Source organism: Nonomuraea sp. MTCD27 (genome assembly GCF_041950495.1).
Classification (GTDB): domain Bacteria; phylum Actinomycetota; class Actinomycetes; order Streptosporangiales; family Streptosporangiaceae; genus Nonomuraea.
The window spans coordinates 1-24,567 of record NZ_JBGNUW010000047.1 but is presented as its reverse complement, the minus strand read 5'-3'; the positions used below and the strand labels follow the sequence as shown (position 1 = coordinate 24,567).

General features: G+C 70.0%; 21 protein-coding genes. 13 read left to right on the top strand and 8 right to left on the bottom strand.

The window, feature by feature from the left end; all coding sequences use genetic code 11:
- Positions 1 to 119: 119 nt before the first annotated feature.
- The gene (locus ACBJ59_RS61010) at positions 120 to 827 is read right to left on the bottom strand and encodes an RDD family protein (protein ID WP_375119076.1); all 708 of its coding nucleotides are present in this window, start codon (positions 825 to 827) and stop codon (positions 120 to 122) included.
- Positions 824 to 1,210 carry a PadR family transcriptional regulator gene (locus ACBJ59_RS61005; protein WP_375119075.1) on the bottom strand — a complete coding sequence of 129 codons (387 nt, stop codon included), beginning with the start codon at positions 1,208 to 1,210 and terminating at the stop codon, positions 824 to 826. Before ACBJ59_RS61005 ends, ACBJ59_RS61010 begins: the two co-directional genes overlap by 4 nt.
- 628 nt (positions 1,211 to 1,838) lie before the next feature.
- On the opposite strand from ACBJ59_RS61005, the gene ACBJ59_RS61000 reads away from it, so the two are divergent.
- Positions 1,839 to 3,068 carry a sensor histidine kinase gene (locus ACBJ59_RS61000; protein ID WP_375119074.1) on the top strand — a complete coding sequence of 410 codons (1,230 nt, stop codon included), beginning with the start codon at positions 1,839 to 1,841 and terminating at the stop codon, positions 3,066 to 3,068.
- Between the two features lie 144 nt (positions 3,069 to 3,212).
- Here the strand turns inward: ACBJ59_RS61000 and ACBJ59_RS60995 are convergent, their stop codons facing one another.
- A complete protein-coding gene (locus tag ACBJ59_RS60995; protein ID WP_375119073.1) occupies positions 3,213 to 4,424 on the bottom strand; it encodes an MFS transporter in 1,212 nt (403 codons plus the stop codon).
- Positions 4,425 to 4,589: 165 nt separating this feature from the next.
- A complete protein-coding gene (locus ACBJ59_RS60990) occupies positions 4,590 to 5,216 on the bottom strand; it encodes a TetR/AcrR family transcriptional regulator (protein ID WP_375119072.1) in 627 nt (208 codons plus the stop codon).
- Between the two features lie 100 nt (positions 5,217 to 5,316).
- Between ACBJ59_RS60990 and ACBJ59_RS60985 the strand changes: the two genes are divergently transcribed.
- From ACBJ59_RS60985 to ACBJ59_RS60955, 7 genes are all read left to right on the top strand, one after another.
- The gene (locus tag ACBJ59_RS60985; protein ID WP_375119071.1) at positions 5,317 to 6,582 is read left to right on the top strand and encodes an FAD-dependent oxidoreductase; all 1,266 of its coding nucleotides are present in this window, start codon (positions 5,317 to 5,319) and stop codon (positions 6,580 to 6,582) included.
- Between the two features lie 17 nt (positions 6,583 to 6,599).
- On the top strand, positions 6,600 to 8,207 hold the full coding sequence (locus ACBJ59_RS60980; RefSeq protein ID WP_375119070.1) for an FAD-dependent monooxygenase: 1,608 nt from the start codon (positions 6,600 to 6,602) through the stop codon (positions 8,205 to 8,207).
- Positions 8,208 to 9,333: 1,126 nt separating this feature from the next.
- Positions 9,334 to 9,867 carry a 2,4'-dihydroxyacetophenone dioxygenase family protein gene (locus ACBJ59_RS60975; protein ID WP_375119069.1) on the top strand — a complete coding sequence of 178 codons (534 nt, stop codon included), beginning with the start codon at positions 9,334 to 9,336 and terminating at the stop codon, positions 9,865 to 9,867.
- A gap of 32 nt (positions 9,868 to 9,899) precedes the next feature.
- Entirely contained in the window at positions 9,900 to 11,147 is a 1,248-nt protein-coding gene (locus ACBJ59_RS60970; protein ID WP_375119068.1) for an MFS transporter, read from the top strand.
- Entirely contained in the window at positions 11,144 to 12,181 is a 1,038-nt protein-coding gene (locus ACBJ59_RS60965) for a 2,3-butanediol dehydrogenase (protein ID WP_375119067.1), read from the top strand. Before ACBJ59_RS60970 ends, ACBJ59_RS60965 begins: the two co-directional genes overlap by 4 nt.
- Entirely contained in the window at positions 12,178 to 12,897 is a 720-nt protein-coding gene (locus ACBJ59_RS60960; protein WP_375119066.1) for an SDR family NAD(P)-dependent oxidoreductase, read from the top strand. Before ACBJ59_RS60965 ends, ACBJ59_RS60960 begins: the two co-directional genes overlap by 4 nt.
- A gap of 51 nt (positions 12,898 to 12,948) precedes the next feature.
- Positions 12,949 to 13,923, top strand: a complete 975-nt coding sequence (locus tag ACBJ59_RS60955) for a helix-turn-helix domain-containing protein (RefSeq protein WP_375119065.1) — start codon at positions 12,949 to 12,951, stop codon at positions 13,921 to 13,923.
- Positions 13,924 to 14,034: 111 nt separating this feature from the next.
- Here the strand turns inward: ACBJ59_RS60955 and ACBJ59_RS60950 are convergent, their stop codons facing one another.
- Entirely contained in the window at positions 14,035 to 14,181 is a 147-nt protein-coding gene (locus tag ACBJ59_RS60950; protein ID WP_375119064.1) for a hypothetical protein, read from the bottom strand.
- A 22-nt stretch (positions 14,182 to 14,203) separates the two neighbouring features.
- Here ACBJ59_RS60950 and ACBJ59_RS60945 point away from each other — a divergent pair, with 22 nt between their 5' ends.
- Together ACBJ59_RS60945 and ACBJ59_RS60940 are read left to right on the top strand one after the other, a co-directional pair.
- On the top strand, positions 14,204 to 14,977 hold the full coding sequence (locus tag ACBJ59_RS60945) for a MerR family transcriptional regulator (RefSeq protein WP_375119063.1): 774 nt from the start codon (positions 14,204 to 14,206) through the stop codon (positions 14,975 to 14,977).
- Complete coding sequence (locus ACBJ59_RS60940; protein WP_375119062.1) at positions 14,974 to 15,495, top strand: GyrI-like domain-containing protein; 522 nt, start codon at positions 14,974 to 14,976, stop codon at positions 15,493 to 15,495. Before ACBJ59_RS60945 ends, ACBJ59_RS60940 begins: the two co-directional genes overlap by 4 nt.
- A 454-nt stretch (positions 15,496 to 15,949) precedes the next feature.
- Here the strand turns inward: ACBJ59_RS60940 and ACBJ59_RS60935 are convergent, their stop codons facing one another.
- Positions 15,950 to 17,515: a carbohydrate-binding protein gene (locus ACBJ59_RS60935; RefSeq protein WP_375119061.1), complete on the bottom strand. Its 1,566-nt coding sequence runs from the start codon at positions 17,513 to 17,515 to the stop codon at positions 15,950 to 15,952.
- Positions 17,516 to 18,283: 768 nt separating this feature from the next.
- Here ACBJ59_RS60935 and ACBJ59_RS60930 point away from each other — a divergent pair.
- Positions 18,284 to 19,639, top strand: a complete 1,356-nt coding sequence (locus ACBJ59_RS60930; protein ID WP_375119060.1) for a cytochrome ubiquinol oxidase subunit I — start codon at positions 18,284 to 18,286, stop codon at positions 19,637 to 19,639.
- Positions 19,632 to 20,849, top strand: a complete 1,218-nt coding sequence (locus ACBJ59_RS60925; protein ID WP_375119059.1) for a cytochrome d ubiquinol oxidase subunit II — start codon at positions 19,632 to 19,634, stop codon at positions 20,847 to 20,849. Before ACBJ59_RS60930 ends, ACBJ59_RS60925 begins: the two co-directional genes overlap by 8 nt.
- 617 nt (positions 20,850 to 21,466) lie before the next feature.
- On the opposite strand, the gene ACBJ59_RS60920 is transcribed toward ACBJ59_RS60925, so the two are convergent.
- Together ACBJ59_RS60920 and ACBJ59_RS60915 are read right to left on the bottom strand one after the other, a co-directional pair.
- The gene (locus tag ACBJ59_RS60920) at positions 21,467 to 22,711 is read right to left on the bottom strand and encodes a PP2C family protein-serine/threonine phosphatase (protein WP_375119058.1); all 1,245 of its coding nucleotides are present in this window, start codon (positions 22,709 to 22,711) and stop codon (positions 21,467 to 21,469) included.
- A gap of 139 nt (positions 22,712 to 22,850) precedes the next feature.
- The gene (locus ACBJ59_RS60915) at positions 22,851 to 23,111 is read right to left on the bottom strand and encodes a hypothetical protein (RefSeq protein ID WP_375119057.1); all 261 of its coding nucleotides are present in this window, start codon (positions 23,109 to 23,111) and stop codon (positions 22,851 to 22,853) included.
- A 746-nt stretch (positions 23,112 to 23,857) separates the two neighbouring features.
- Here ACBJ59_RS60915 and ACBJ59_RS60910 point away from each other — a divergent pair.
- Positions 23,858 to 24,415 (top strand): hypothetical protein, encoded by a 558-nt coding sequence (locus ACBJ59_RS60910; RefSeq protein ID WP_375119056.1) that lies wholly within the window; start codon positions 23,858 to 23,860, stop codon positions 24,413 to 24,415.
- Positions 24,416 to 24,567: the final 152 nt, after the last annotated feature.

The window sequence follows — 24,567 nt, the reverse complement described above, 5'->3', positions numbered from 1 at the left end:
GACGAACGGGCCGGACCGGACGTTCCACACAGCTCCCCGAGCGATGGTCATCTGGGGCGGGTTGCCGACGGACGCGGAGGAACCAGCCGACCGCCGCGCGCCGTAGGGGACGGCGAGCTTCATCGCGCCGCCCGCACGACCTTGGTCCCGGTCAGGAGGTCGAGCACCCGGCGCCGGTCCCCCCACACGAAGGGCAGCCAGTCCAGCCAGGCGGCCGGTCCCAGCACCACGCTGAGCCGCCGTACGATGCCGCTGGCCGGGTGGATGCGCAGCCCGGCCTCGGTCACGACGCACAGTTTCAGCAGGCGCTTGCCCGGGGTCGCGCCGGTCCAGGCCTCCACCACCCCCAGGCCGACGATCGACCAGAGCAGGGCGAGCGGCACGCCCAGCGTGTAGAGGAGCCCGGCGTAGTCGTAGACGCCGACGTCGCAGAGCACGGGCGGCCCGACGCTCACGCAACCGTCACCGATCTTGGCGTACACGAAGGGCGGGAACGCCAGCGCGAAGCCGTTCCCCAGTTCGGCGATCCGGGAGATCCCCGTCGTCAGCAGCGCCAGCGTGACGCCGACGAGCGGTATGTTGTCGATCACGACCGCGGCCAGCCGCGCGCCGATGGGAGCGGGCGGTGCGGATCGTAAGTCGGAGAAGGTGGCCGCCGCCTGTCTCGGGGGGCCGAGCCGGCTCAGGGCATGGTCCAGCTCTCCCGCCTCGGCCGCGTCGGACAGGTGCGCGCCGAGCTCCGCCTTCGCCTTGTCCCTGGCCGGACCCATCAGATGGCGCCCGACCCGCTCCGTGTAGTCGTCGATGATCTCGTGCTGGTCGCTCATTCCTGCACCTCGCCAAGTGTGTCGAGGAGCTGTCGCATCCCGTCGACCAGGCTGCTCCACTGGGCGCGCAGCATGGCGAGGTACGTGCGACCCTCCGGGGTGATGACGTAGTACTTGCGCGGCCTGGCCCGCCCCTCCGCTTCCCAGGTCGCCAGAATGTGGCCGGAATCCTCCAGCCGGTGCAGCAGCGGATAAAGCGTGCCCTCCTTGACCTCCAGGACTCCCTCGCCCGTTTCCCGCAGCACTTTCAGCAGCTCGTAGCCGTATCGACGGCGAACGCCAAGGACGGACAGCACGGCCAACTCGGTCGTGCCGCGGGCGAGCTCGCGATGCAGACGAGCGATGGCCGCCGATCCCGGCGGCGCCTCGGCGCCCTCAGACATGAGACCACGGTACGACCCGATACCTTGCATGGCAAGGTATCGGGTTGCGCCGAGTGATCGTTCCCCGCCCGTCCAGATGGGCTTACACGTGCAAGGCAAGCGGCTCGCTCGGCAGTTGCCCGTTTCCGTGCAAAACGTCGGCGCGCAGAAGGGGGCCGGAACAAGACTTCGGCGCGTTCGCCATTCTTTGCGCGGCCGGCGACGGTGTGCTGCGAGCCCGGGACATCCCCCGGCCGTCGCGCCGCTGCCGCGAACTCCTGGGCCGGGCGTCCGCCCAGGGGGCACAGCTCGTGATCTTCTCTGAGATCTTCGTCGGCGGCTACGCCACAGGCTACAGGCTTGTTTCCGCTGGTCAGGGGAAGCTGCATGGGGAATGGAGCGGCCCGGGACCACCGGGACGGGGGTGGCTGCTGTGCAAGAGGTGCCCAATGGTCAGGAGCAGCAGCACGCCGTGCGGGATCTGATCCGGCGGGTCGTGCACTTCGGATCGCGGGTAGGTGCGCGTCTCAGGCGTGTGGGGTGGTCCACGTGGTCCATCCGGGCGCGGGTGACGATGCTGGCCACCATGGTGGCGGCGGTGCTGTGTGTGCTCACGGCATGGCTGATACTGGATCACCGACACGATCGTGTGACGGACCATCGGCTCAGGCACCTCTACAGCGCGGACCTGGAGATGTTGCATCGGTTCGCGCACCACGCTCCGCCGCCGGTCCTGCACGTCTGGGAAGTGGCCGCGATGCAGTTCGTGGATCGTGCCGGGCGGGTGGTGTCGGCGAGCGGCCGGTTCCAGGGCCGGCCGCGGATGGCCACGTTCGTGCCGTCGCGGCGCCACTCGGCCATGGATCGGCGGCTGTGTGACGTGCCCGGGTTTCCCGGCCAGTGCATGATGATCGCGGCGATGTGGGTTCCCGCCCTCGGTGGCGACCTGATCGTCTACAGCGCGCTGCCGGTTCCTCCGTGGTACGTGAGCCAGGAGCTGGCGGCCCGGCTCCTGGCCGGCTCGGCGCTCTGGCTGGCCATTGTGGCGCTGGGGACGTATCACCTCGTCGGCCGTACCTTGCGTCCGGTGGAGGACATGACCGCCGAGCTCGCCGAGATCACCGTGACCGACCTCGGGCACCGCGTGCCCGTCCCGGCGCATCACGACGAGATCCGCTACCTGGCCACCATCGTGAACCACACCCTGGAACTGCTGGAGGGAGCCGTGAAACGCGAGCGGCGCTTCACCGCCGAGGCCTCGCACGACCTGCGCACCCCGATCACCGGCGCCATCCTGCGACTGGAGGAAGCGCTGATGGACCCGGACGCGGTCGACTGGCCGCGCATGGCCAAAGACCTGCTCAGCGACGTGGAACGCCAGCAGGCGATCGCCGAGGACATCCTCACCCTGGCCCGCCTGGACGCCGACCGGACGGCCCAGCACCAGCGCACCGACCTGGCCGAACTCGTCCGCACCGAGCTTCGGCGCCGCGCACCGGGCCGCGTCCCGATCCGCACCGGCCTGGCGCCGGACGTGGTCGTCTCCTCCGACCGGCTGCTGCTGTCCAGGCTGCTGGCCAACCTGCTGGACAACGCCCAGCGCCACGCCGCCACCGCCGTCACCGTCGCGGTCAGGGCCGAGGACGACACCGCGGTCCTGGCGGTCTTCGACGACGGCGCCGGCATCGCTCCCGAACACCGCGAGATCGTCTTCGAACGCTTCGCCCGGCTCCCGGAGTCACGCGAGCGCGACCAGAAGGGCACCGGCCTGGGCCTGGCCATCTGCCGCGAGATCGCCCACACCCACCGAGGCACCCTGACCATCGAAGACCCCGGCCAGGGAACGTGCCTGGTGCTGCGCATGCCCTTGGTGAACTGATCGCCGCCATCGTCATCTGGGGTTGTCGAGCGGCCCGAACCTCCACCGCAACGCGGGCGCATCCCTTCGGCCCTCCATGACCTCCACCACGCTCCCCGCCCCACGAGGGAGCAGGCCCTCAACAGATCCCTGTTCCAGGTTCGCTCAGCGTGGTGGCGCAGGCTCGGCGACGAAGCCCTCCGTCTCGACCGTTGCCCGGAGCCGTGCGAGAAGGAACAGCAGCCATGCCACCCCGCTGAGCACGGCGCAGACGAGCAGGGCTGCTCGGTAGCCGAGGGCATGGGAGATGCCGCCGGCGGCGATGCCGGACACGAGGGAGCCGGCCGTCGCGGTATTGGCGAACAAGGTGGTGGCCCGGCCGGGGGCGGCCGGCAGCAGGTCCTGCATGTGGCTGATGCCCAGCGCGCCCACGACGGCGATGGCGACGCCTCGGGCGATGTGAATGAGCACCAGCGCCACGATGCCGGTGAACGCCGCCACGAGCGCGAAATAGACAACCATGAGCCCCATGCCGATCAGGATCACGCGGCCCCTGCTCCAGCGAGGGGGCAACAGCAGCAGGGCGAGCGCCGCGGGGATCTCCGCCGCCGCGCAGACGCTGAACATCAGTCCCACCGCACCGGCCGAGCCGTGCAGCACCTGCGTGACGTACAGCGGTAATGCCACCGCGCCCGAGAACATCGCGACGTGGAACAGGGCGAAGCCGGCGATCGACAGGGCCACGGTCCGCGAGGTGAGCGGCCGGTCCGTGGCCGCCTCGACAGGTGGGGACGCCTGCGGCGGGTGGGCGTCGAGCCCGAGCACGGCCACGACCACGAGGCAGAACCCGCAGGCCGTGACCCCGAGCAGCCAGGAGTAGCCGGCCCCGGCCACGAGCGCACCGCCCGCCAGGGGGCCGATCGCCCAGGCCAGCGACCACGCCGAGCGCAGGATGGGCGTGCCGCCGCCCGGCCTGGCCGTCGTCCCGTCCGTGTGGCTCCTGGCAAGCGCGAAGAGCTGCGGGAACACCGCAGTGCCCGCGCCGAGCAACAGCACGCCGATGAGGAGCACCAGCGGATACGACGTGGTCACCACGAGCAGCAGATACCCCGTCCCCGCCAGGGAGGCGGCCAGCACCGCCGGCCACCGGCCGGGGCGGCGATCGTAGCGACGGCCGAGCCAGACGCTGGCAGCCATGCCGCTGACCGCTGTCAGGGAGATGAAGACGCCGATCTCGAGCACAGACAGCTGCAGGCGGTCGGCGCCGAACAGCACGAGGTACGGCCCGATCATGGACTCGGTGATGCCGAGCAGCATGACGGCGATCAGGAGAGCGATGAGCCGGCGCCGCGGTCCGGATGCAGGAGTTGACCCCATCCGCATCGCGCTACCCGCTGCCCCACTCGTCTACGCATGCCCTCCTGGAGCCTACGACGGCCTCGGCGGCCATCTGGGGTGGTCAAGCGTTCCGGGAACGCGCCGGCCCAGGCCGGGTGCGTCGTGGCGGACGGCTCACGCACCGGTTCGTCAAGCCGTACGCACTCACGTCCGACCCTCCGGTCGGCCGGGCTCGGTGAGCAGGGGCATGAGGACGGCGTCCACGATCCGGGACAGCTCCGCGGCCGCGGGTGGCTCGCCGGTGAGCAGGAACGTCTGGATGACCAGGGCGGGGCCGGTCCGGGCGATCAGCGGGAGCTCCGCGCCGGCCTTGATCTCGCCGCGCGCGGCGGCTCGGTGCAGGATGGCCTCGACGAGGCGCAGCCGCGGTTCGACGACCCTGGCGCCGAACGCCTGCCTGAGCTCCGGCTCGCGGAGCAATTCCAGCATGACGTCGAGGCCGGGACGAGTCATCTCGCCGGCCAGAGCGTCGGACATGATCGTGAGCGCGGCGATCAGGTTGTCCCGGGCGGAGTCGGACGCGGTGATCTCGCGGGGTTCGGGCAGTGCGTGGAGCAGGGCGTCGAGGACGAGGTCCTTCTTGGACGGCCAGCGCCGGTAGAGGGCGGCCTTGCCGGTCTGCGCGCGTCGCGCCACGCCCTCCATCGTCAGGCCGTTGTAGCCGAGGGTGGCGAGCTCGCCCAGGGTCGCCCGGTAGATCGCCCGTTCCAGCACGGCGCCGCGGCGGCGGCTCTGTGTCGCTGTCTGCTCCTGGGTTCCGCTGTCGGCCATGGCCGCAATAGTAGACGCTTGCGTCTCCAATCTTGCGATGGCTACTCTGCTCCCAACATAAGGAACGCTGACGTCTACTAAGGCGAAGGGGTGATGCGGAGTGACTGAACCGACGACGACGGCAACCGTGTGCGTGGCCGGATGTGGCCCGGCCGGCGCCGTCCTGGGGCTGTTGCTGGCCCGGGCGGGGGTCGAGGTGGTGGTGCTGGAGAAGCACGCCGACTTCCTGCGCGACTTCCGCGGCGACACCGTCCACCCGTCCACCCTCGACGTTCTGGACGAGCTGGGGCTGATCGACCGGTTCCTGGCGTTGCCGCACCACAAGGTGTCGACAGTCGGGTTCGTCCGCGACGGCCGCCGGCTGGACGTGGCGGACTTCTCAACCCTTGGCCTGCGATATCCCTACATCGCGTTCGTTCCGCAGTGGGACCTGCTCCACCTGCTGACCTCCGAGGCAGCCCGCCATCCCCACTTCCGCCTGCTCATGCGGGCCGAGGCATACGACGTCGTGCGGCAGGACGGGCGCGTCACCGGCGTGCGCTTCCGCGGCCCGGACGGCGAGCACGAGGTGCGGGCCCACCTGACGGTGGCCGCCGACGGCCGGCACTCCGCGGTGCGCCGGGCGTCCGGCCTGCGTCCGCGCGAATTCGGCGCGCCGATGGACGTGCTGCAGTTCCGGGTCTCCCGCCGCGCCACCGATCCGGACGAGGGCTACCACCTGCGCATGGCCGCGGGAAAGTCCGTCGCGGTGATCAACCGGGGCTCGTACTGGAACATCGCCTACATGATCCGCAAGGGCGGCCACGACGACCTGCGAAGAGCCGGGATCCAGGCACTGCGCGACGATGTCGCGAGCCTGGTCGGCTTTCTCGCCGACCGGGTCGGCGAGGTGACCGGCTTCGACGACACCCGGTTCCTGGAGGTCCGGCTCGACCGGCTGCGCCGCTGGCACGCGCCGGGGCTGCTGCTGATCGGCGACGCCGCCCACGCCATGTCGCCGATCGCGGGGGTGGGCATCAACCTCGCGGTGCAGGACGCCGTCGCCGCTGCCAACCTCCTGACCGGGCACCTGCGACGGGCACAGGCGAAGGGTGAGCCGGTCCCCGACCGAGCGACCGCCGCCCTGCAGCGGCGCAGGTGGGCGCCCACCGTGGCGACCCAGGCGCTGCAGCGTGGCGCCCAGCGGTTCGGCATCGATCGCGCGCTCCGCGCACAGGCCGAGCCGCCCGACTTCAGCGCGATCGCCCGGCTACCGTTCGTGCGGGCGCTGATGAGCCGCCTGCTCGGCGTGGGCGTCCGGCCCGAGCACGTACGCGTCCCGCCCATGCCGCCGCACGGTCAGAGTGTCGAGGGACAGGGCCGATGAGGGGCGGTGGCGCTACCATGCGCACCCAGGTGCTCGTCGTCGGCGCGGGGCCGGCCGGGCTGGTGCTGGCCGCGGTGCTCGCCGACCACGACGTGGACGTCACGATCGTGGACGCCAAAAAGGGGCCGGACACCCACTCCCGCGCGGCCATCCTGCACGTGCGCACGCTTGAGCTGCTCGACCGGCTGGGCCTCGCCGATCGGGCGGTGGCGCAGGGGGTGCCGATGACCGGAGTCGAGATCTTCGAACGGGGACGCCGGGCAGGCGGCTTCCCGTTCGCCGGGCCGTGGGCCCGCACGCCGTTCCCGTACGCGCTGGGCCTGGAACAGGACCGCACCGAACGGCTCCTGCTCGAGTGGCTGTCCGAACGCGGCCACGACGTCGCCTGGAACACCGAGCTCGTCGCTCTGGCCGAAGGCCCGGACGGTGCGCGGGCGACGGTGCGCAGGGCGACCGGGGAGCACGCCACCATCGAGGCCCGGTGGGTGGTGGGCGCGGACGGCGCCCGCAGCATGGTCAGGCACGCCCTCGGCCTCGCCTTCGCCGGCCGGACCTACGACCAGACCGGCCTGCTCGCCGACGTGGACCTCGCCTTCCCCGCCGGCTCCGGCCCGGCTGCGGGCACGCTGCGCCTCGATCTGACCCGCGACGGCTTCGTCGGCCTGTTCCGCCTGGCCGGCGGCCGGTACCGGCTCTTCGGGGCCGTCCCGCCCGGCCTCGCCCCGCCGGCCCGCCGCGCACCCGGAGCCCGGGGCGAGGTCTCCCACGAGCCCTACGGCGACGTGCCCCTCTCCCAGATCCAGGACTGGTTCGACACCTATTTCCGCCTTGACGCCCGGATCACCGCCGCCCCGTGGACCGCTCTGTTCCGGGTGCACAGCAGGATCGCCGGACGGTTCCGGGCCGGCGACGCCTTCCTCGTCGGCGACGCCGCGCACATCCACAGCCCGGCCGGCGGGCAGGGCATGAACCTGGCCGTCGGCGACGCGTTCAACCTCGGCTGGAAGCTCGCGCTGGTGGCGCGCGGGCAGGCGCACGAGCGGCTGCTCGACTCCTACGAGGCCGAGCGCCGTCCGGTCGCGGTGGCGGTGCTGCGCGGCTCCGACCGCGGCTTCGCGCTCGAGACCCTGCGGCACCCGGCCGCCCGCTGGATCAGGTCCCACCTCGCCGGTCGTCTCATCGGACCGCTGACGCGGCTGCCCGCGGCCCGGTCCGCCGTCTTCCGGCTGTTCTCGCAGACCTGGATCGGCTACCGGGGCAGCCCTGCCGTCGCCGGAACCTCGGGCAGGGGGCCGCGGCCCGGCGACCGGGCGCCGTACGGCCGCGTCGGCTCCACGGGCGGCAGCCTGTTCGACGTCATCGGCGGCACCCGGCACCACGTGCTGCTGTTCGAGGGTCCCCAACCCGGCCCGGCGGCCGCACACTGGAAGCGGGTCGAGGACATGCTCCGCCGCCACCCGATCGACGTACGCGTCCACGCCGTGCCCGCGGCGGAGACGGCGCTGCACGCGCTCTACGGCGCCCGCCGGCCTCGCCTGTTCCTGATCCGGCCCGACGGCCACATCGCGTACGCCGGGTCCCCCGACGAGACCCGCCGCTTCGCCGCCTACCTGGACTGCCTCTGAGCGTCGGCCGTACATCCGCGACCGCACCCTGGAGGGCCACGAATCCGCCCGCGCCCGCGGCAAGACCATCGGCGGCGCCGGCGTCCATGGCTCTGCCCCTGCGCATGCTGCGCGACCACGACCAGCAGATCGCGATCTGACCGGCAGGGCCCGGGGGACGACTGAACGCGGGAGCCGATCCCGTCCCGCCAGAAGCTGAGCCCTGCCCGGCCGACCGACGAGGACGACCGCTGGGCACTCAGCCGCCCCTCATACATGACGACGCCATCGTCATCGAAGACCGGTTCGCCGGGCTCCACACCCAGCCCCTCACCGTGATCTGCCGACTGCCGGTCACCAGCGTGGTGATCGAGGAGGCGAAGACCTCGACTGGCACGCCTCTGGGCGGTGCCGCCTTCGGATTCCACGGGCTGCACCTCACGACCGAGGCTGTCGCCGCTTTCGGTGAACTGCTGCTGCGCGGAGGCCTTTGGGGCGACCGGCGGCTCGTCCCGCGCGAACGGGTGGAGCTCGCGACCAGACGGCACATCGACAGCCTGCCGTTCGAGGACGGGTCGGACGACGTCGACTTCAGCTGCGGCTACGGCTACCAGTTCTGGATGTCGCGTCACGGTTACCACGGTCACGGTGCCTTCGGCCAGCAGTGCGTGGTGGTCCCGTCGCACGATCTCGTGGTCGCCCAGGGGCAGGCCCAGGACGTGCTCGACGCCAGTTGGGAGTGCCTGCTGCCCAGCGTGGACCACCCGGGAGACACCCGGGACGACGAGATCCTCGCCGATCGGCTGCGGCGGCTGTCGCTCGCGCCGGTGCCAGGTTCGGCCGCCCCGGAGCGGTCCCGCCAAGGCGAGACTCGACGCCTCCGCCGAGGATTCGGCTCTGCCCGACGGAACCACGGTGATCGTCGATCCCGTGGAGGGTGGATGGCTCCTGCGGCCGAGGCTGCCCAGGTGCTGGTGGCGGCTCTTGGTCTGCGGCTCGGGACCGTGCCGGGCGGGGCCGAGCCTGGTTGTGCCGGCCGCCGGTGGATGTCCGGAATATGCAAGCGGCCAGGTCTTCCACGGGAAAGACGGCACCGGCCCCTCCAGGATTCACTTCCGGGAAACAAGCGACGAAAGGGGCCGTTCACATGCCCGACATGCCTACCGGAGAGTTCTGGAAGGACCTCAAGCCGATCGAGAACTCCTTCCGCCCCGACGCCCTCCCCGAGGTCTACCTGTCCAATGTCGCCACGGACGACGACCGCTACTACGTGCCGTTCACCGAGACCGTCGGCTCCCGGCCGTTGTGGATCAACGTCAAGGACAACAGCTGGGCCGACATCCTGCGGGCCAAGGAGGCGGGGCTGGTCAACCGGCACTACCACCCGCACGAGGTGTTCGCGTACACGATCTCCGGCAAGTGGGGCTACCTGGAGCGGCCCTGGACGGCGACCGCGGGCGACTTCGTCTACGAGGCCCCGGGCGAGGGTCACACGCTGGTCGCCTACGACAGCGACGAGCCGATGAAGACGTTCTTCATCGTCAAGGGCCCGCTCATCTGGCTGGACGAGCACGGCGACCCCGACGGCTTCTTCGACGTGCACGACTACATCAAGATGTGCCGCGAGCACTACGAGAAGGTCGGGATCGGCGCCGACTACGTCAACTCCCTGTTCCGCTGAACCCCGGCGCACCCCCTCGAAGTGAGAACGTCATGACTGACACCACCGCGGCGCCGGACGCCCGCGCGGCCGACCGGTACGAGATCCGCCTGCTCGTCATCCTCTTCCTGTCCTTCGGTTTCGTCTTCTTCGACCGCCAGGCGCTGTCGTTCCTGGCGCCGTACATGGACAAGGACTTCGGCCTGTCCAACGCCGAACTCGGCACCCTGTCCGGCGTGCTCGCGCTCACCTGGGCACTGGCCGGCATGTTCGCCGGCCGCCTGTCCGACGCGCTCGGCCGGCGCAAGCCGATTCTGATCGTGGCCGTGGTGCTGTTCTCGCTGTTCTCCGCCTCGTCCGGGCTCATGGGCGGATTCGCCGGGCTGCTCGTGGCGCGGGCGCTGATGGGCACGGCCGAGGGCGCGGTGCTGCCGATGGCGCAGTCGCTGATGGTGGAGGCGTCCAGGGAGAGCCGCCGGGGCCTCAACATGGGCCTGCTGCAGGGCTCGTCGGCGGGACTGCTCGGCGGCATCCTGGCGCCGCTGGTCGTGGTGTGGATCGCGGAGACCTACGACTGGCGCGTCGCGTTCTACGTCACGATCATCCCTGGGCTGGTCATGGCCGCGCTCATCTGGAAGTTCGTGCGCGAGCGGTCTCCGCGAACGCAGGCCGACGCGCCCCACGCGGCGGCGGTCAGGGTGCCGCTGGGCGAGGTGCTCAAGCTGCGCAACATCGTCGTCTGCATGCTCATCGCCTGCTGCTACCTCACCTGGTTCGTCACCATCATCACCTTCACTCCGACCTACCTCACCGAGGTCAAGGGCTTCAGTCCCGGCACGATGAGCGGCGTCATGACCTGTTTGGGAGTGGCGTGGGTGTTGTGGGGATTCGTGACTCCGGCCATCTCCGACCGGATCGGACGCAAAGCGGCTCTGATCGGGTTCACGGCGCTGGCGGTGTGCTGCCCGCTCGCCGTGGTCTACGTCGAGAGTCCCGTGCTGCTCGGCGCGATCATGGTGGTCACCTACACCGGGCTCGGCTGCTTCACGCTGTTCATGGCCACGATCCCGGCCGAGACGGTGCCGCGCGGAGCGCTGGCCACGGCGCTCGGCGTGATCATGGGTGTGGGCGAGCTGGCCGGCGGCTTTCTCGGGCCGATGGTCGCGGGCTGGGCGGCCGACCAGTGGGGGCTGCAGTCCGCGATGTTCATCGCCGCGGGTGGCGCGCTGGTGGTGGTGGCTCTGTGCTTCGCGCTGAAGGAGACGGCTCCCGCCGTGCTGCGCCGCCGGGCGGCCGCATGAGAGCGGCGATCTGGTACGGGGCCAAGGACGTCCGCGTCGAGGACGTGCCCGTGACGCCTCCTGGGCCGGGCGAGGCGACGATCGAGGTGGCCTACTGCGGAATCTGCGGCAGCGACCTGCATGAATACGCCGACGGGCCGCACGCCGTCCCCGTGGGCGAGGCGCACCCGGAATCCGGCGTGGCCGCGCCGATCATCCTGGGGCACGAGTTCTGCGGCACCGTGACCGAAATCGGCAGCGGTGTCACCGGTCTCATCCCAGGGGACCGGGTGGCGGTGGAGCCGCACTACCGGTGCGGTCGCTGCTCGCGGTGCCTGGCCGGGGAGTACAACATCTGCCGGCACTTCGGGTTCGCCGGGCTCATGGGACACGGCGGGCTGGCCGAGCACGCCACCGTGCCCGCGTACATGCTGCACCGGCTGCCCGAGCCGGTCTCCCTGGAGCAGGCGGCGGTGTTCGAGCCGGCCGCCGTCGCCCTGCACGCGGTGCGGCGGGCCGGGATCCGCCCCGGCGAGAGCGTCGCCGTCCTCGGCCTGGGCCCGATCGGGCTGCTCGTGACCCAGTTCGCCGCACGGTACGGCGCCGGGCGCATCGTCGCCGCCGACCGCTCTGCGGCTCGCCGCGAGATGGCCCGGCGCCTGGGAGCCACCGAGACCGGCGCGGACCTCGCCGATCTGGCCGGCGGCGAGGGGGCGGACGTCGCGTTCGAGGTGGTCGGCTCGGACGACACCCTGCGTGCCTGCCTGGCCGCCACCAGGCGGGGCGGGCGGGTGATGTTCCTCGGTCTCACCGGCACGGTCAGCGTGGACGCCTTCGCCCTGGTGAACAACGAACAGACGATCATGACCAGCGTGGGATACCGCGACGTCTATCCGGAGCTGATCCGCATGGTGGCGGAGGAGGGCGTGGACCTGGCCGGGATCGTCACCTCCACCATCCCGCTGGAGCACGTCGTACGTGACGGATTCGAGGCGCTGTTGCGCGGACGGGAGCAGGTCAAAGTGCTGGTACGACCTGGGGAGCAGCGCCGGTGAGCGGGGAGTTCGCGGGGCGGCGGGCGTTCGTGACCGGGGGCACCTCGGGGATCGGCGCGGCCACGGCCGTGCTCCTCGCCGAGTTGGGCGCCGACGTGACCGCGCTCGGCCTGCCGCCCGCCGACCCCGCCGACCTGCCCGGCCACCCGCGCGTCCGCGTGGTGGAACACGACGTGCTGGACCGCGCCGGGCTGACCGGCCTGCTGTCCGCGGGCGAGCCGCTGGATGTCCTGGTGAACTGTGCGGGCGTCAGCCACGACCGCGAGGAGTACGACCTGGCCCGCTGGCAGCGGGTCATCGAGATCAACCTCACCGCCGTCATGGTCGCCTGCCAGGCCGCCCGCCCGTCCCTGGCCGAGAACGGCGGCGCCATCGTGAACGTCTCGTCCATGTTCGCCTTCTCCGGCAGCCGGGACCGGCCCGCCTACAGCGCCAGCAAGGGCGGCGTCTCCCAGCTCACCAAGTCGCTGGCGGCCGAGTACGCCGCCGACGGCATCAGGGTCAACGCCGTCGCGCCCGGCTTCGTGCTCACTCCGCTGGCCCGGGGCGTGCTCGACGACCCCCGGGCCACGGCCCAGGTCCTGGCCCGCATCCCGGCCGGGCGCCTCGGGCAGCCTCACGAGGTCGCCTCGGTGGTGGCGTTCCTGTGCTCGGCGGCGGCCTCGTACGTCACCGGCGCGGTCGTCCCCGTGGACGGAGGCTACCTGGCGGTGTGACCTGTCACCTAAGCTGAGTTCCCCTGACATGCACGCACATCAGGAGGTCGCATGTCCGCCCTCTCCGTGATCTCCCGAGCCACCACCGAGCACGTCGAACCTGCCGAGCGCATCCATTACTGGGAGGACTACAACCGCAGGGCGCTGGTGGGCCTGTCCTGCACCTCCTACTCCGAGCATGGTCTGCTGGCGAGTCAGACCAACATCGAGCTGGGCGGGCTGCGCCTGGCCGAGATCGCCGGCAACGCCCACGCCATCGAGCGCAGCCCGCAGACGGTCAGGTCGACGCCCAAGGACTCGGTGTTCGCGACCCTGCTGGTCAAGGGCGAGGCGGTGTTCCTGCACGAGAACGGCTGCCTCGCGGCCACAGCCGGCGAGCTGGTCGTCTACGACACGCGCAGGCCGTATCTGTTCGGGTTCTCCTCCTCCATGCGGCAGATCCTGGTGGACGTGCCACGTGACCTGTTCGCGCAGGCGTGCGTGGGAGGCGGGTTGCCCGGGCCGATGCTGTTCGGGCGAGGCACGGCGCGGGAGGGCGCGCTCGTGGCGGCGCTGAGCTCCCTGCTCGGCGGGCTGGCCGCCTTGCGTGACAGGCACGATCCCGGTGACGCCGAGCGTGCCGTGCTCGACCTGCTCGGGCAGCTCGCCGAGGAGCGTACGGGCGGGCGGACGGGGCCCGACGCCTACCGGTCGCAGCTCATCGTGGCCGAGGACTACATCGAGCGCCACCTGCACGACCCCTGTCTCGGAGCCTCTCAGGTGGCCGGGGTCATGGGCATCTCCGTACGGCATCTGGCGCGGATCTTCGAGTCGGCCGGCAGGTCGCCGGCGCGGTACATCATGGAGCGGCGCCTGGTCCGGGCGCATCAGGAGCTCACCGGGCCCGGGGCGCGGCAGACCACGATCGCCGACGTCGCGCACCGGTGGGGGTTCTCCAGCCAGGCCCACTTCGCCCGCCTCTTCCGCGCCAGGTTCGGCCTCACCCCGAGCGAGGCCCGCGGGGAGACGACGAAGCCGATCGCGTAAACGGAAGAGACACGCCTCACCCAGCGCGAGCTGCGCGGGCAAGGTTCACCCACATGAGCCTGGGGCGTTTCCGGCATCCGGTCGCGAATCCGAACGCCCCGCCCGCCCCTCTCAGGTCAGGCAATCGGTGCGGCCGGCGCCGGCCAGGAAGACGGCGAGCGAGACGCCGGTGATGCCGGTGATCAGGTGGTGCCCGCATTCGGCCCCTCCCCCGTCGTCCGCAGGGTGTGGAAGATCTCCAGCTGGACTCTCCCACATGGGGAGACCCCATGATGAGGGCATGGACGAGGAGCTGATGCCGATCGGGCAGTTCGCCCGGCTCGGTCGGCTGAGCATCAAACAGCTGCGGCACTACGCCGAGCTCGGCCTGCTGGCGCCCGCGTACGTGGACGAGCACACCGGATATCGCTACTACCGGCACGAGCAGGCGCGCGAGGCGCTGTCGATCGGGCTGCTGCGCTCGCTCGACGTCCCGCTCGCCGTCATCGCGCAGGTGCTTTCCGACAGGCCCGGTGTGCTGGAGCAAGTGCACGAGTGGCTGGAAGCCGAGCTGGCCAGGCGCCGATCGACGCTGGCCGCACTCGAGCGCGTCATGACGGAGGGCCTGCCGTCCACGCCCGTTACGGTGGTCACGGAACCAGTGCGGCACGTGGCGGTGGCCACAGCGACGGCGGCGGACCCGTCAGACGTCGGCCGGGCCACCTCGGCTGCCATCGCCAGGCTGCGGGCTGCATCGTCGGCCGCCGCTGCCGAGCTCATCGGCCTGTTCCCGCTCGACCTCGGCGAGCCCGTCACCGTCACCGTCGCTCTGGTCAGCGAGGAGCCGGTAGCGGGGGCCGAACTCGACGTGCTGCCAGGCGGCCGGTTCGCCAGCGCCACGCACGTCGGCCCGTACGGCCAGATCGGGCTGACCGCGCATGCGCTGCTGTCCTGGTGCGCTGAGCGTCGCCATCCCGTCCACGGTCCGATCCGCGAGGTGTACGTGTCCGACCCGGCAACCACCCCGCCCGATCGGCTGATCACCCATTTGATGATTCCTTTGGAGGAGCTATGACACCGCAATTGGTCCACTGCGACCCCGTCACCTGCCTCAACGTCACCGGCATGGGCGAGCCCGGCGGCACCGAGCACGTCTCGGCCATCGGCGCCTTGTACGCCGTGGCGTCCGTCATGGGCGGCCCGGCCGGCCCGCTGGAGGGCCGTTGGTGGGTGGAGGACACCTCTCGGCCGCCGCTGGAGGTGCCGCGCGATCAGTGGCGGTGGCACCTGCTGCTACCGCTGCCTGACGTACCCGCGCCGGGGGTGGTCGAGGCGGCGCGTGAGCAGGCGCGCGCGTCCGGCGCGTCCGTCGACCGCGTCCAGGTGGTCATCTTCACCGAGGGCGAGTGCGTGGAGTTGCTCCACGAGGGGCCCTACAGCGAGGAGAAGGTGTCGCTCGACGTGATGGAGGCCTTCATGGCCGAGCACGGTCTGGTGCGCAACGGGCTGCACCACGAGATCTACCTGACCGATTTCACCGATCCTGAGCCCAAGACGATGCTCAGACAGCCGGTGGCGCGCGCCGCCGGATGATTGACCCGTCGGTCCCATGGGGGCAGGGCTGGGCGAAACGCCCCGGCCTGCTCCTGTTCATCACCAGTGGATGACCACCGGCGGGAACACGTGTCCTATCCCGCGAGTCGCGACAACCGATCGTTGGCACAACCGGTGTCGGCGTGGCCCAGGGCAGCAGGGAGAGTGCACAGGCCGGCGCAACCGCTGCAGTGCGATGTCGGAGATGCCGTCAGCCTGAGGCAGGGAGAGCTGCGCGGTAGTGTCGGGCCCTGACCAGGCGAAGCACAGCGCGTGCGATCCTCAGGCGTTGGCGTTCCTTGGCCTCCACACCGCCACCTCTCCTCTGCCTCGTCAGCGGGGTCAGAGCTTCGGGCGCCGGGTTGGCGCGACGGCCGCCGTGGTGGTGGCGGCCGTCGCGCTGGTGGAAGGCTCCGACTGTTGGCGTGCTGCGGTGGTCGGGCGGCGGTGGCTGTTACGGCGTGACCGGTGTGCCGCCGAAGGTCACGATCAGTCGGCCGTCCGCGGCGAAGGACCAGGCCAGGGCGCCGGTGTAGGAGGAGCAGCGGGAGCCGTTCGAGCCGGACCAGAACTGGTTGGAGCTGTCGGCGTTGCCGATGATCCTGTCGTTCGACCCGCTGTCGCAGGAGGTGTTGTTGCGGAACACCGAGGAGCCGCCGTCGAAGTTGAAGTTGCGTTCCTCGTTGCCGATGCTGACGTTGTTCGACACCGTCATCGTGCCGAGGTTGCGGTTGTAGGTGAAGCCGTGTTTGCCGTTGCCGTAGGCGATGCTGCGCTGGATGACGTGGTTGACGCCGATGTCCTCGCCGCCGAGCTTGTAGCCGTTGCGGTCGCCGTTGCCGGCCTGGCCGCCGTTGCTGAGGGTGCCGTTGTCGTAGGCGAGGGAGTCCTCGATGGTCACCGCGCCGATGGGGCCGGTGTCGCTCTTGGTGAACAGGTCGTAGCCGTCGTCGATGTTGTTGTGCGAGACGGTGTAGCGGAAGACGTTACCGGGACCCACGGTGAGTTTGGGGGCGAAGCCGTCGGCGTCCTCGCCGTCGGAGTCGGCGTTGTCGTGCGACACCGCGCTCAGGACGAGGTTGTTGGACGGCCACTGCTCCCGTGGCGCCCCGGCTTCCAGCCGCGAGAGCTGCAGGCCCGTGTCGCGGTTGAAGCGCGTTACGGTGCGTTCGATGATGTTGTTGTTACCGGCGAGGAGGATCCCGTTGTCGCCGGCACGCTCGACGACGATGCCGTAGATGTGCCAGAACGACCCGCCCACGGCCAGCCCGCGGTTCGCCGGATCCTCGCTCTGGGCCGAGAAGTTCAGCACCGGCGTCTCACCCGGGTAGGCCGACAGCTTCTTACGGGCGCCGGAGGTGCCGTTGTTGCCCGCCGCGATGGTGACCGTCTGCGCGAAGTCGTACCGCCCGCCGCGCATGTAGATCGTCCCGCCGGCGGCGATACGGGTGATCGCCGAGGTGAGCGTGGTCGGGTCCGCCTGCGTCCCAGCCGCGCTGTCCCTGCCGCCGGGAGCCACGTACAGCGTGTCGCCCGGCGGCTGCGTCGTGCCGCCCGCCTCCACGTCGATGTAGTCGATATTCGGCAGGCCGGCGCTGCTGGTGGGGTTGAACCGGATGGTGTTGCTGCCCGAGTTCACCGACACGGTCATGGTCTTGGTGACCCAGGTGTTCCATGCACCTGTGCCTTCGAACGACACTGACTGCACGGTCGTACCGTTGACGGTCAGGCCGGCGGGACGGCTGCTGCTGGTGCCGCTGGCGAACCGCACTGCCAGCGTCGCCGTACCCGCGGCCGAGGCGTTCACCGTGAACTGGGCGTGGGCGCCTGCGGCGTTGGTGCCGTTGCAGAACCCGCTGCCGGAGAACCCGGCGTGGTTGGAGTCGATCGTGCCGGTGCAGACCGCCGGAGAAGTTTCGGCCTCGTACCGCGTGGGTGCGGCGTGCGCGGCCGATGGTGACAGTCCAACGAGCACGCCGGCCAGCAGGCCGGCGCAGGTGGTGACGGCTTTCAGGCGCATCCTTGGTCTCCATAGGCTGGTAAGCGCTTTCCGAGGACGAGCGAATCTAAGCACGCACCACCGAGCAGGGAAAGGCCGGGCATGCAATCGAAACCCCCCGCTGCACGGCAGCCCCACCGCCAGACGGCGCGTCCGCCGAGGTCAGGGGGGACGGAATGGGGCGAGAGCGTCACCATCATGCTGTGCAGCCGTGCTGCCGGATTCGCCATGAAAGTTTCATGGCGCATGTGGCGAGTCTCATCGGATCCGCCGCGGTCTCATCGCCATCCGGGCGGTGGTGGGGCAGGCCGGCGGGTGCACCGAGCCCGCCAGCGGGCATCGACGAGGTTGCCGCACGCTCACGACCCGCTGATGTGCCGGTACCCGGCGAACAAGCTGTGACCTGGGCAGCTACGTCATCGGCAGCTCAGGCGATGCGCCGTAAACCGCCCTGCTCCACTCCACCTGTGCGCGGCACGACGATCGCACTGGCCGTGAGGTGGCCGAGAAGCGGACGTCTACCGTGGGCGGTCCGGCGAGCCTTACGGTCGGGCACGAAGGCCTCCTTATAGTGTCGATCTCAGATACCTCCACCATGTCGGAGGTCTTCGGGCCGGCCAAGTGACCCGGGCCCGGCCGTCCGGGGCGTGGCGAATACGGCCAATGGTTATTCCTCGATTCCGCTCAGTCCGGTGGATGACGTGGCCGCCGGTCGCCCGCGTCATCCGCCGTACTGAGTGGGTGTCGTGCGGGCCACCGGTTCGGTGAGGTAGCGAGGTGAGAGACAACGTGAGCGTGGCGATCTCGGCCCTTGGCGGCGCGTTCGCGTCGATCGATCAGGATTACCTGTTTCAGGCGCGGCAGATGCAGGCGCTGTCGCTGGCCGTGCACATCCCGCTGGTGTGCTTCGGGATCGCCTTCCCGGCGATGGTCCTGTTCTGTGAGTGGCGTTACTTGCGGACCGGCGACACGCTCTTTCGTACGCTCGCCAGGCGCTGGTCGAAGGTGATGCTGGCGCTGTTCGCCATCGGCGTGGTGACCGGGACGATTCTCAGCTTCGAACTGGGGCTGTTGTGGCCGGGCTTCATGGCCGGTTTCGGCAGCGTATTCGGGCTGGGGTTCACGTTGGAGGGCTTCTCGTTCTTCATCGAGGCGATCTTCATTGCGATCTACGTTTACGGGTGGGACCGGTTGCGGCCACGGCTGCACTTCCTGGCGGGCATTCCCGTGGCGATCGCGGGCGTCATGGGCTCACTGTTCGTGATCTCCGTCAATGGCTGGATGAACCATCCCGGTGGGTTCAGAATGCAGGATGGCCGCGTCGCCGAGGCGCAGCCGTGGTCGGCGTTGTTCGGGAACGGCTATTTCTGGCATGAATTCGTGCACATGTATGTCGCCGGTTACATCGTCGCGGGCTTCCTGGTCGCCGCGCCGTATGCGTGGGGCTTCCTGCGCGGCCGCCGGGACCGTTACCGCCGCACGGCCCTGACGGTCGCGTTGTCGGCCGCGGCGGTCGCCGCGCCGCTGCAGGTGCTCATCGGTGACTGGGCCGCGCGCGAAGTCGCCCAACACCAGCCGGTGAAACTGGCCGCGATGGAAGGGCTGGCTCGGACCACCCGTGGCGCGCCCGAGCATCTCCTGGGCTGGTACGACGGCCACGAGGTGGTTTACGGCATCGAGATCCCGCACCTGCTGTCGCTGCTGGCCTTCCACGATCCGAACGCGACGGTTCTGGGCCTCAACACGGTGCCGGTGGAGGATCAGCCGCCGGTCAACGTCGTACGCCTGGCCTTCCAGAGCATGATCGGCATCGGGATGCTGCTCGCGCTGCTCAGCCTCATCTACCTCTATGTCCGGTTGCGGCACAAACGGCTGCCCCGATCGCGCTGGTTCTTCCGCGCGGTCGTCCTGGCCGGACCCCTCTCGGTCGTCGCGCTCATCTGCGGCTGGATCACCACCGAGGTGGGGCGCCAGCCCTGGATCGTGTACGGGATCATGCGAACCGGCCAGGCGGTCACCGGCGCATCCGGGATACCCCTCGGCTACGGCACCCTGATCGTGGTCTACCTGGGACTCGCCGGCGGCGTCGCGTGGCTGCTGCACCGCTTCAGCCGCGTGCCGATCGAGGTGGACCGCAATGACTGAGATCCCGATGGTGTTCATCCTCGCCGGTCTGGCCGCCTACACCGTGCTGGCCGGCGCGGACTTCGGTGCGGGGCTGTGGACGCTGCTGGCCGGCCGCGGAGAAGCCGGCCATGAGGCCATCCGGCACCATGCGCGCCACGCGATGGGACCGGTATGGGAAGCCAATCACGTGTGGCTGATCTTCGTACTGGTCGTCTGCTGGACGGCATACCCCGTGGCCTTCGGTTCGATCACGTCCACCCTGGCGGTGCCGCTGTTCGTCGCCGCGGTCGGGATCATCCTCCGAGGCGCCTCCTACGCGCTGCGCGGCCAGCTCGACGGTGCTCGCGGGGAGCGGCCGATCGAGTACCTGTTCGCCCTGTCCTCCGTTTTCACGCCGTTCGCGCTGGGCACGGTCGCGGGCGGGATCGCCTCCGGGCGCGTCCCGGTGGGCAACGCCGCCGGTGACCTCGTCACCAGCTGGCTGAACCCCACCTCGGTGCTCATCGGCGGGCTCGCGGTCGCCGCCGGTGGATATCTTGCCGCCGTCTACCTTGCCGCCGACGCGCGCCGATTCGGTTCCAGGAGCCTGGAGCGCGACTTTCGCGCCCGCGCCCTCGCGTCGGGCGGATGCGCGGGAGCGCTCGCGCTGGTCGGCCTCATCGTCGTCCGCTACGACGCCCCGCCCCTGTTCGCCGGCTTGACCAGCGACGGCGGCGCGGTGATGGTCGGCATCTCCGGCACGGCCGGCGTTGCGACCCTGCTGCTCGTCTGGCGCTCCCGCTTCGGCCCGGCCCGCGCCTCCGCGGCGGTCGCCGTCGCGGCGATCGTCGCCGGCTGGGCCCTGGCCCAGCGGCCGCACTTTCTGCCCGGGCTCACCATCGAGCAGGCCGCCGCCGGCCGATCGACGCTGCTCGCTGTCATCGTCACCGTCGCGGGCGGAGCGATCGTGCTGCTGCCCTCACTCATTCTGCTGTTTCGGCTCTTCCTCCGAGGAAACCTGGACCCCAGCGCCGCCACCGACGTCGGCATCCCATCCCCACCGTCCATCGCCCGCCGAGAACAACGCCGCCTGCTCGAAGGCCTCGCCGGCGCCACACTGCTCATCGGCGCCGGCCTGACCGTCCTCGCCGATCCCGGCTGGCTCCTCGGCCTCGGCGTCATCTGCCTGTTCGCCTGCGCGATAGCGACCTTCGCCCTCGTGACAGCAGAAGGGGACCACGAGACCTGACTGCCGGTGCGACATCCCCCCTCGGCCCGATCCAGACCAATAGTTCTGGGCGCCCCGCCGTCACGCGACCTCCGAGTTCCGCCTGGCGAGCCTGGCAAGCACATCACCGCGACGGCGATCCTGCCACTGGCCCAGGAGGGCCTGCTCAACCTCGGCGACCCGGTCACCAAGTGGCTCCACCTGGAGCCGATGGCGGGCAAGACCGCCGATCCGCGGCTGGCCAGGATCCTTTTTCGCAACGCTCATCGCCCCGGCTCTTGACCGACGCAGCTTGCGATGGTTTGCAGCCTCCGGCGGCACGGAGGCCCACCTCCATCTCTGGCACAGCACCGCCAACCAGCGGATCGGCACTTACACCGACCCACCGTCAGCGTCCAGGGCGCACGAAGCCGACGCGGCCTTCAGGATCTCGTTGGCACGCCGGAGCTCGGCGTTCTCCCGGCGCAGCCGCTTCAGCTCGGTCGGTAATCCGGCCGCACCTCGGCGACCATGCGAACCTTTCGACGACGCAGCTCAGCTGGATAGAGGCCCACTTCACGTACGGATCTGCGGGAACCGGGGGAATCGCCTCCTCCCGACCGCCCGGCACTACCGGGTCGGGAACGCGTTCGGAACGGTCACAGGTCGACTTCCGCGAGATGGTCGGCGGTTCCGCCGTACCATTCGACCAGGAAGAGGCTGGCGTCATCACTTGTCGTCCCCTTCCTCTGGCGCATCAGTGTGTGAGAGAGGCTTCGTACCATCTCCTGCACGCTTCTCGTCATAGGCCCGACGTGCTCGATGGAGTTGATCAGACGTTCTTCGCCGAACTGCTCGCCGCCGGTCTCGTGCTCTTCGACGAGACCATCGGTGTAGAACAGCACTCGATCATGGCGCACGAGCTGCCGTGTGTTGATCTGCGGGGCGGCACCGCCGAAGCCGACCGGGAGGGTGCCGGCGCCCTCCAACGCCTCGATGACCCGGTTGCCGCGGATCAGCAACGGCGCCGGGTGCCCTGCGTTGACCCATTCCAAGTGACCCGACCCGATGTCCAGACGCACCATCTGTGCCGTGACGAACTGGTCGGGGCCGAACTGTTCGTTGATGGCGGTGTCCATGAATTCATACAATTCGGCAAGCCCCACGTTGGCGCGCCGGGCGTGCCGGTAGGCGCCAATGGCCACGGTCGCCAGTACGGCAGCGTTCAGGCCATGGCCCATCGCGTCGATGACGGCGATGTGCAGGATTTCCTCGTTGAGGGCGTAGTCCAAGCTGTCCCCGGCGACGTCGTAGGCGGGCTCCATGATTCCGGCAACCGCGACCTGTGGGATGGCCATCGACAACGGGGGCAACAGCGACCACTGAATCTCCGCCGACACGCTCATCGGCTTGCGACGCCGTGCCAGGAAGAACTGGTCTGTATAGCTGTTCTTGGTGACGAGCATATCGGCGACCAGACCGGCCAGCCGTCGCAGCAACCGGCGGTCGTTGTCGTCGACCCTGCTGAGGGTCAGTGCCATCACGCCGACCTCGTCACTGCCGTCGAGCAGTGGCAGGAACATCCGGATGCCGTCGTCCACCGGATGTTCCACCCTCGTCTCGCTGACAAAGGCCTCACCAGCCCATGACCCGTCAATGGGCAACGGATCGCCGCCAGTGAGCCCTCGCCCCGGCAGCGGCACCAACATCTCCTGGTCATAGTCCTGCAGCAGGATCGACACATCTCGGCCACCGATCCTGCGCACCTCCTCCGCCACCAGCGGAGCGATGAGCTGTGGCGGCATGGTGTGGGCCCGGTCCAGCAACTGCCCCAACAGCCGCTCGCCGAAGCCTTCCGACCGGTCCACCGCAAGGTTGTGGCTCTCCGGCACACGTCCCGTCACGATTGATTCAGTTCCCCCGTACCGGCTTCTCTCTCTGCCGCTATCCGGCCTTGACCCAACACCAGCCTCCTTTTTGTGCAGCTGCCTGAGGACGCCGTCCGGGCGGCCGATGTCAGGGCATGTCGGGGCGGCTCGCCCGCTACAGGTACTGGCCCGCCTCGGCGCTGTCTGTCTTGGACACACGCACCGACACCACGTTGGCGAGGTTGATGACCACGCCGTTCACGTCGGCCTCACGGTCATATCTCGCCCGCATCAACACCAGGCTGCGCCGCTCGTCCACAGCATGAGCGATCGCCGCCACCGCCTCCGGCTCCCCGTCGAAATCCCCGCTCATCACGGAGATGTCTTCACCGCCCACCAGGCGGAATCGAATGTTCAGTGCGACGTTCTCAGGCACGGCCGGCTCCTTTCGCCAGAATCCGTAAGGGTCACCTGCCCAGGATCGAACGCCGTAGGCAAGTGCCCTCCACATCCGCCTCCGGTGCTGCGGCAGCGGCGGCCTGGTCGGCTTCGGTGGGCAGAGCGTAGCGGCGGGGTGGTATCCAAGGACCCATGCGGTGAGCGCCGGAAGTTCGTCCGACGGCCTGACCTCTCCTGACGAGCACCCGCTCGGCCGTGTCCACCGTGTCCACCGTGTCCACCGTGTCCACCTGCACGGCGAGTTGGACATCACCACCAGCTGTCCGGTGCGCGAGCGCTGGCGTGCGTCACGGGGCCATCGCAACGGTAGTGGGCGCTCACCACCACAGACCCTTCAGCGGCATCCCGGCGGCTGGCGGGGGGCTGATCGACGGGGCGGCCGCCCGCCCAAGCGCTGCGACCGCCGCCATCGGCGGGGACGAGAATGGGCACAGCGCCAAGCCCCAGCTCGACTGCCTGACGATGCCCCTGGTCATCACGCAACCCACCGGAAGATGACGGTAGCGGTAGCGCGGGCGTCAGAGGCGGAGCAGCCCCGAATGCGCCCCGACCAGAGCGCTGGCCACCTGTCCCCACCAACCCGGAAACCCGGCTCCGGAAGGTTGGTTACAGTCCTCACCCGTTGCCTGCCATCGGCGACCCCGCGCTGTGCTGCCTCGACACGCTCTGGGAGCATCGCCCACCGCCGTGCGCATGACCGGAGGGCGGCGTAGCGTGTCCGTTGTGACGCACGAAGACGCGCCGGCCGACCCGCCGCACAACGCAGTGGCCCCGGTGAACGCGCTGGTCGACGCATGCCGGCACTTCGCCACCCACGTGCGGCTGCTGGCCGACCAACTCGGTGCGGCGGAGCTGAGCAACGACGACGTCGAGCTGGTCCACGAGGCCGTCCATCAGGTTTTCACCGCAGCGGGGCTGGCCGCCGCGCTGGCCACCGGCCTGCAACGGCACACGGGTGAACAGGACTGCCCGCACTACAACGTGCTCACCGACGCCGAGTGGGCACCGCTGGCCGACGGCGGCCGGCACGAGCGCAAGGCCGTCTACGGGTGTGAGCTGCAGCCCGGCCACGCGGGCGCCCACGCAGCTCACGTCCAGCTGCTGCCCGACCCCGACCGGTTCATCTGGATCCGCTGGAACATCCGTGCCCGCGAACTCGTCACGCTGCCGCCGTGCCCGGCCGAGCGCGCCGACCCCAACCCCGATCCGCGCTCCCCCTACGGGGATGAGCCGGCGCCGTGTCTGCTGTTCGAGGGGCACGTGGGACCACACCGCTACTAGGGCGTGTATTGGGTTGTGATCAAAAGGTGGGTCGTGTGAGGTCTTTGATCCAAATCATCGCGCCACGAAGGTGGAGGCCGGCGATGTAGCTCTCAGGGGTCTTGTCGTAGCGGGTGGCGATGCCTCGCCAGGCCTTCAGCTTGTTGATCAGA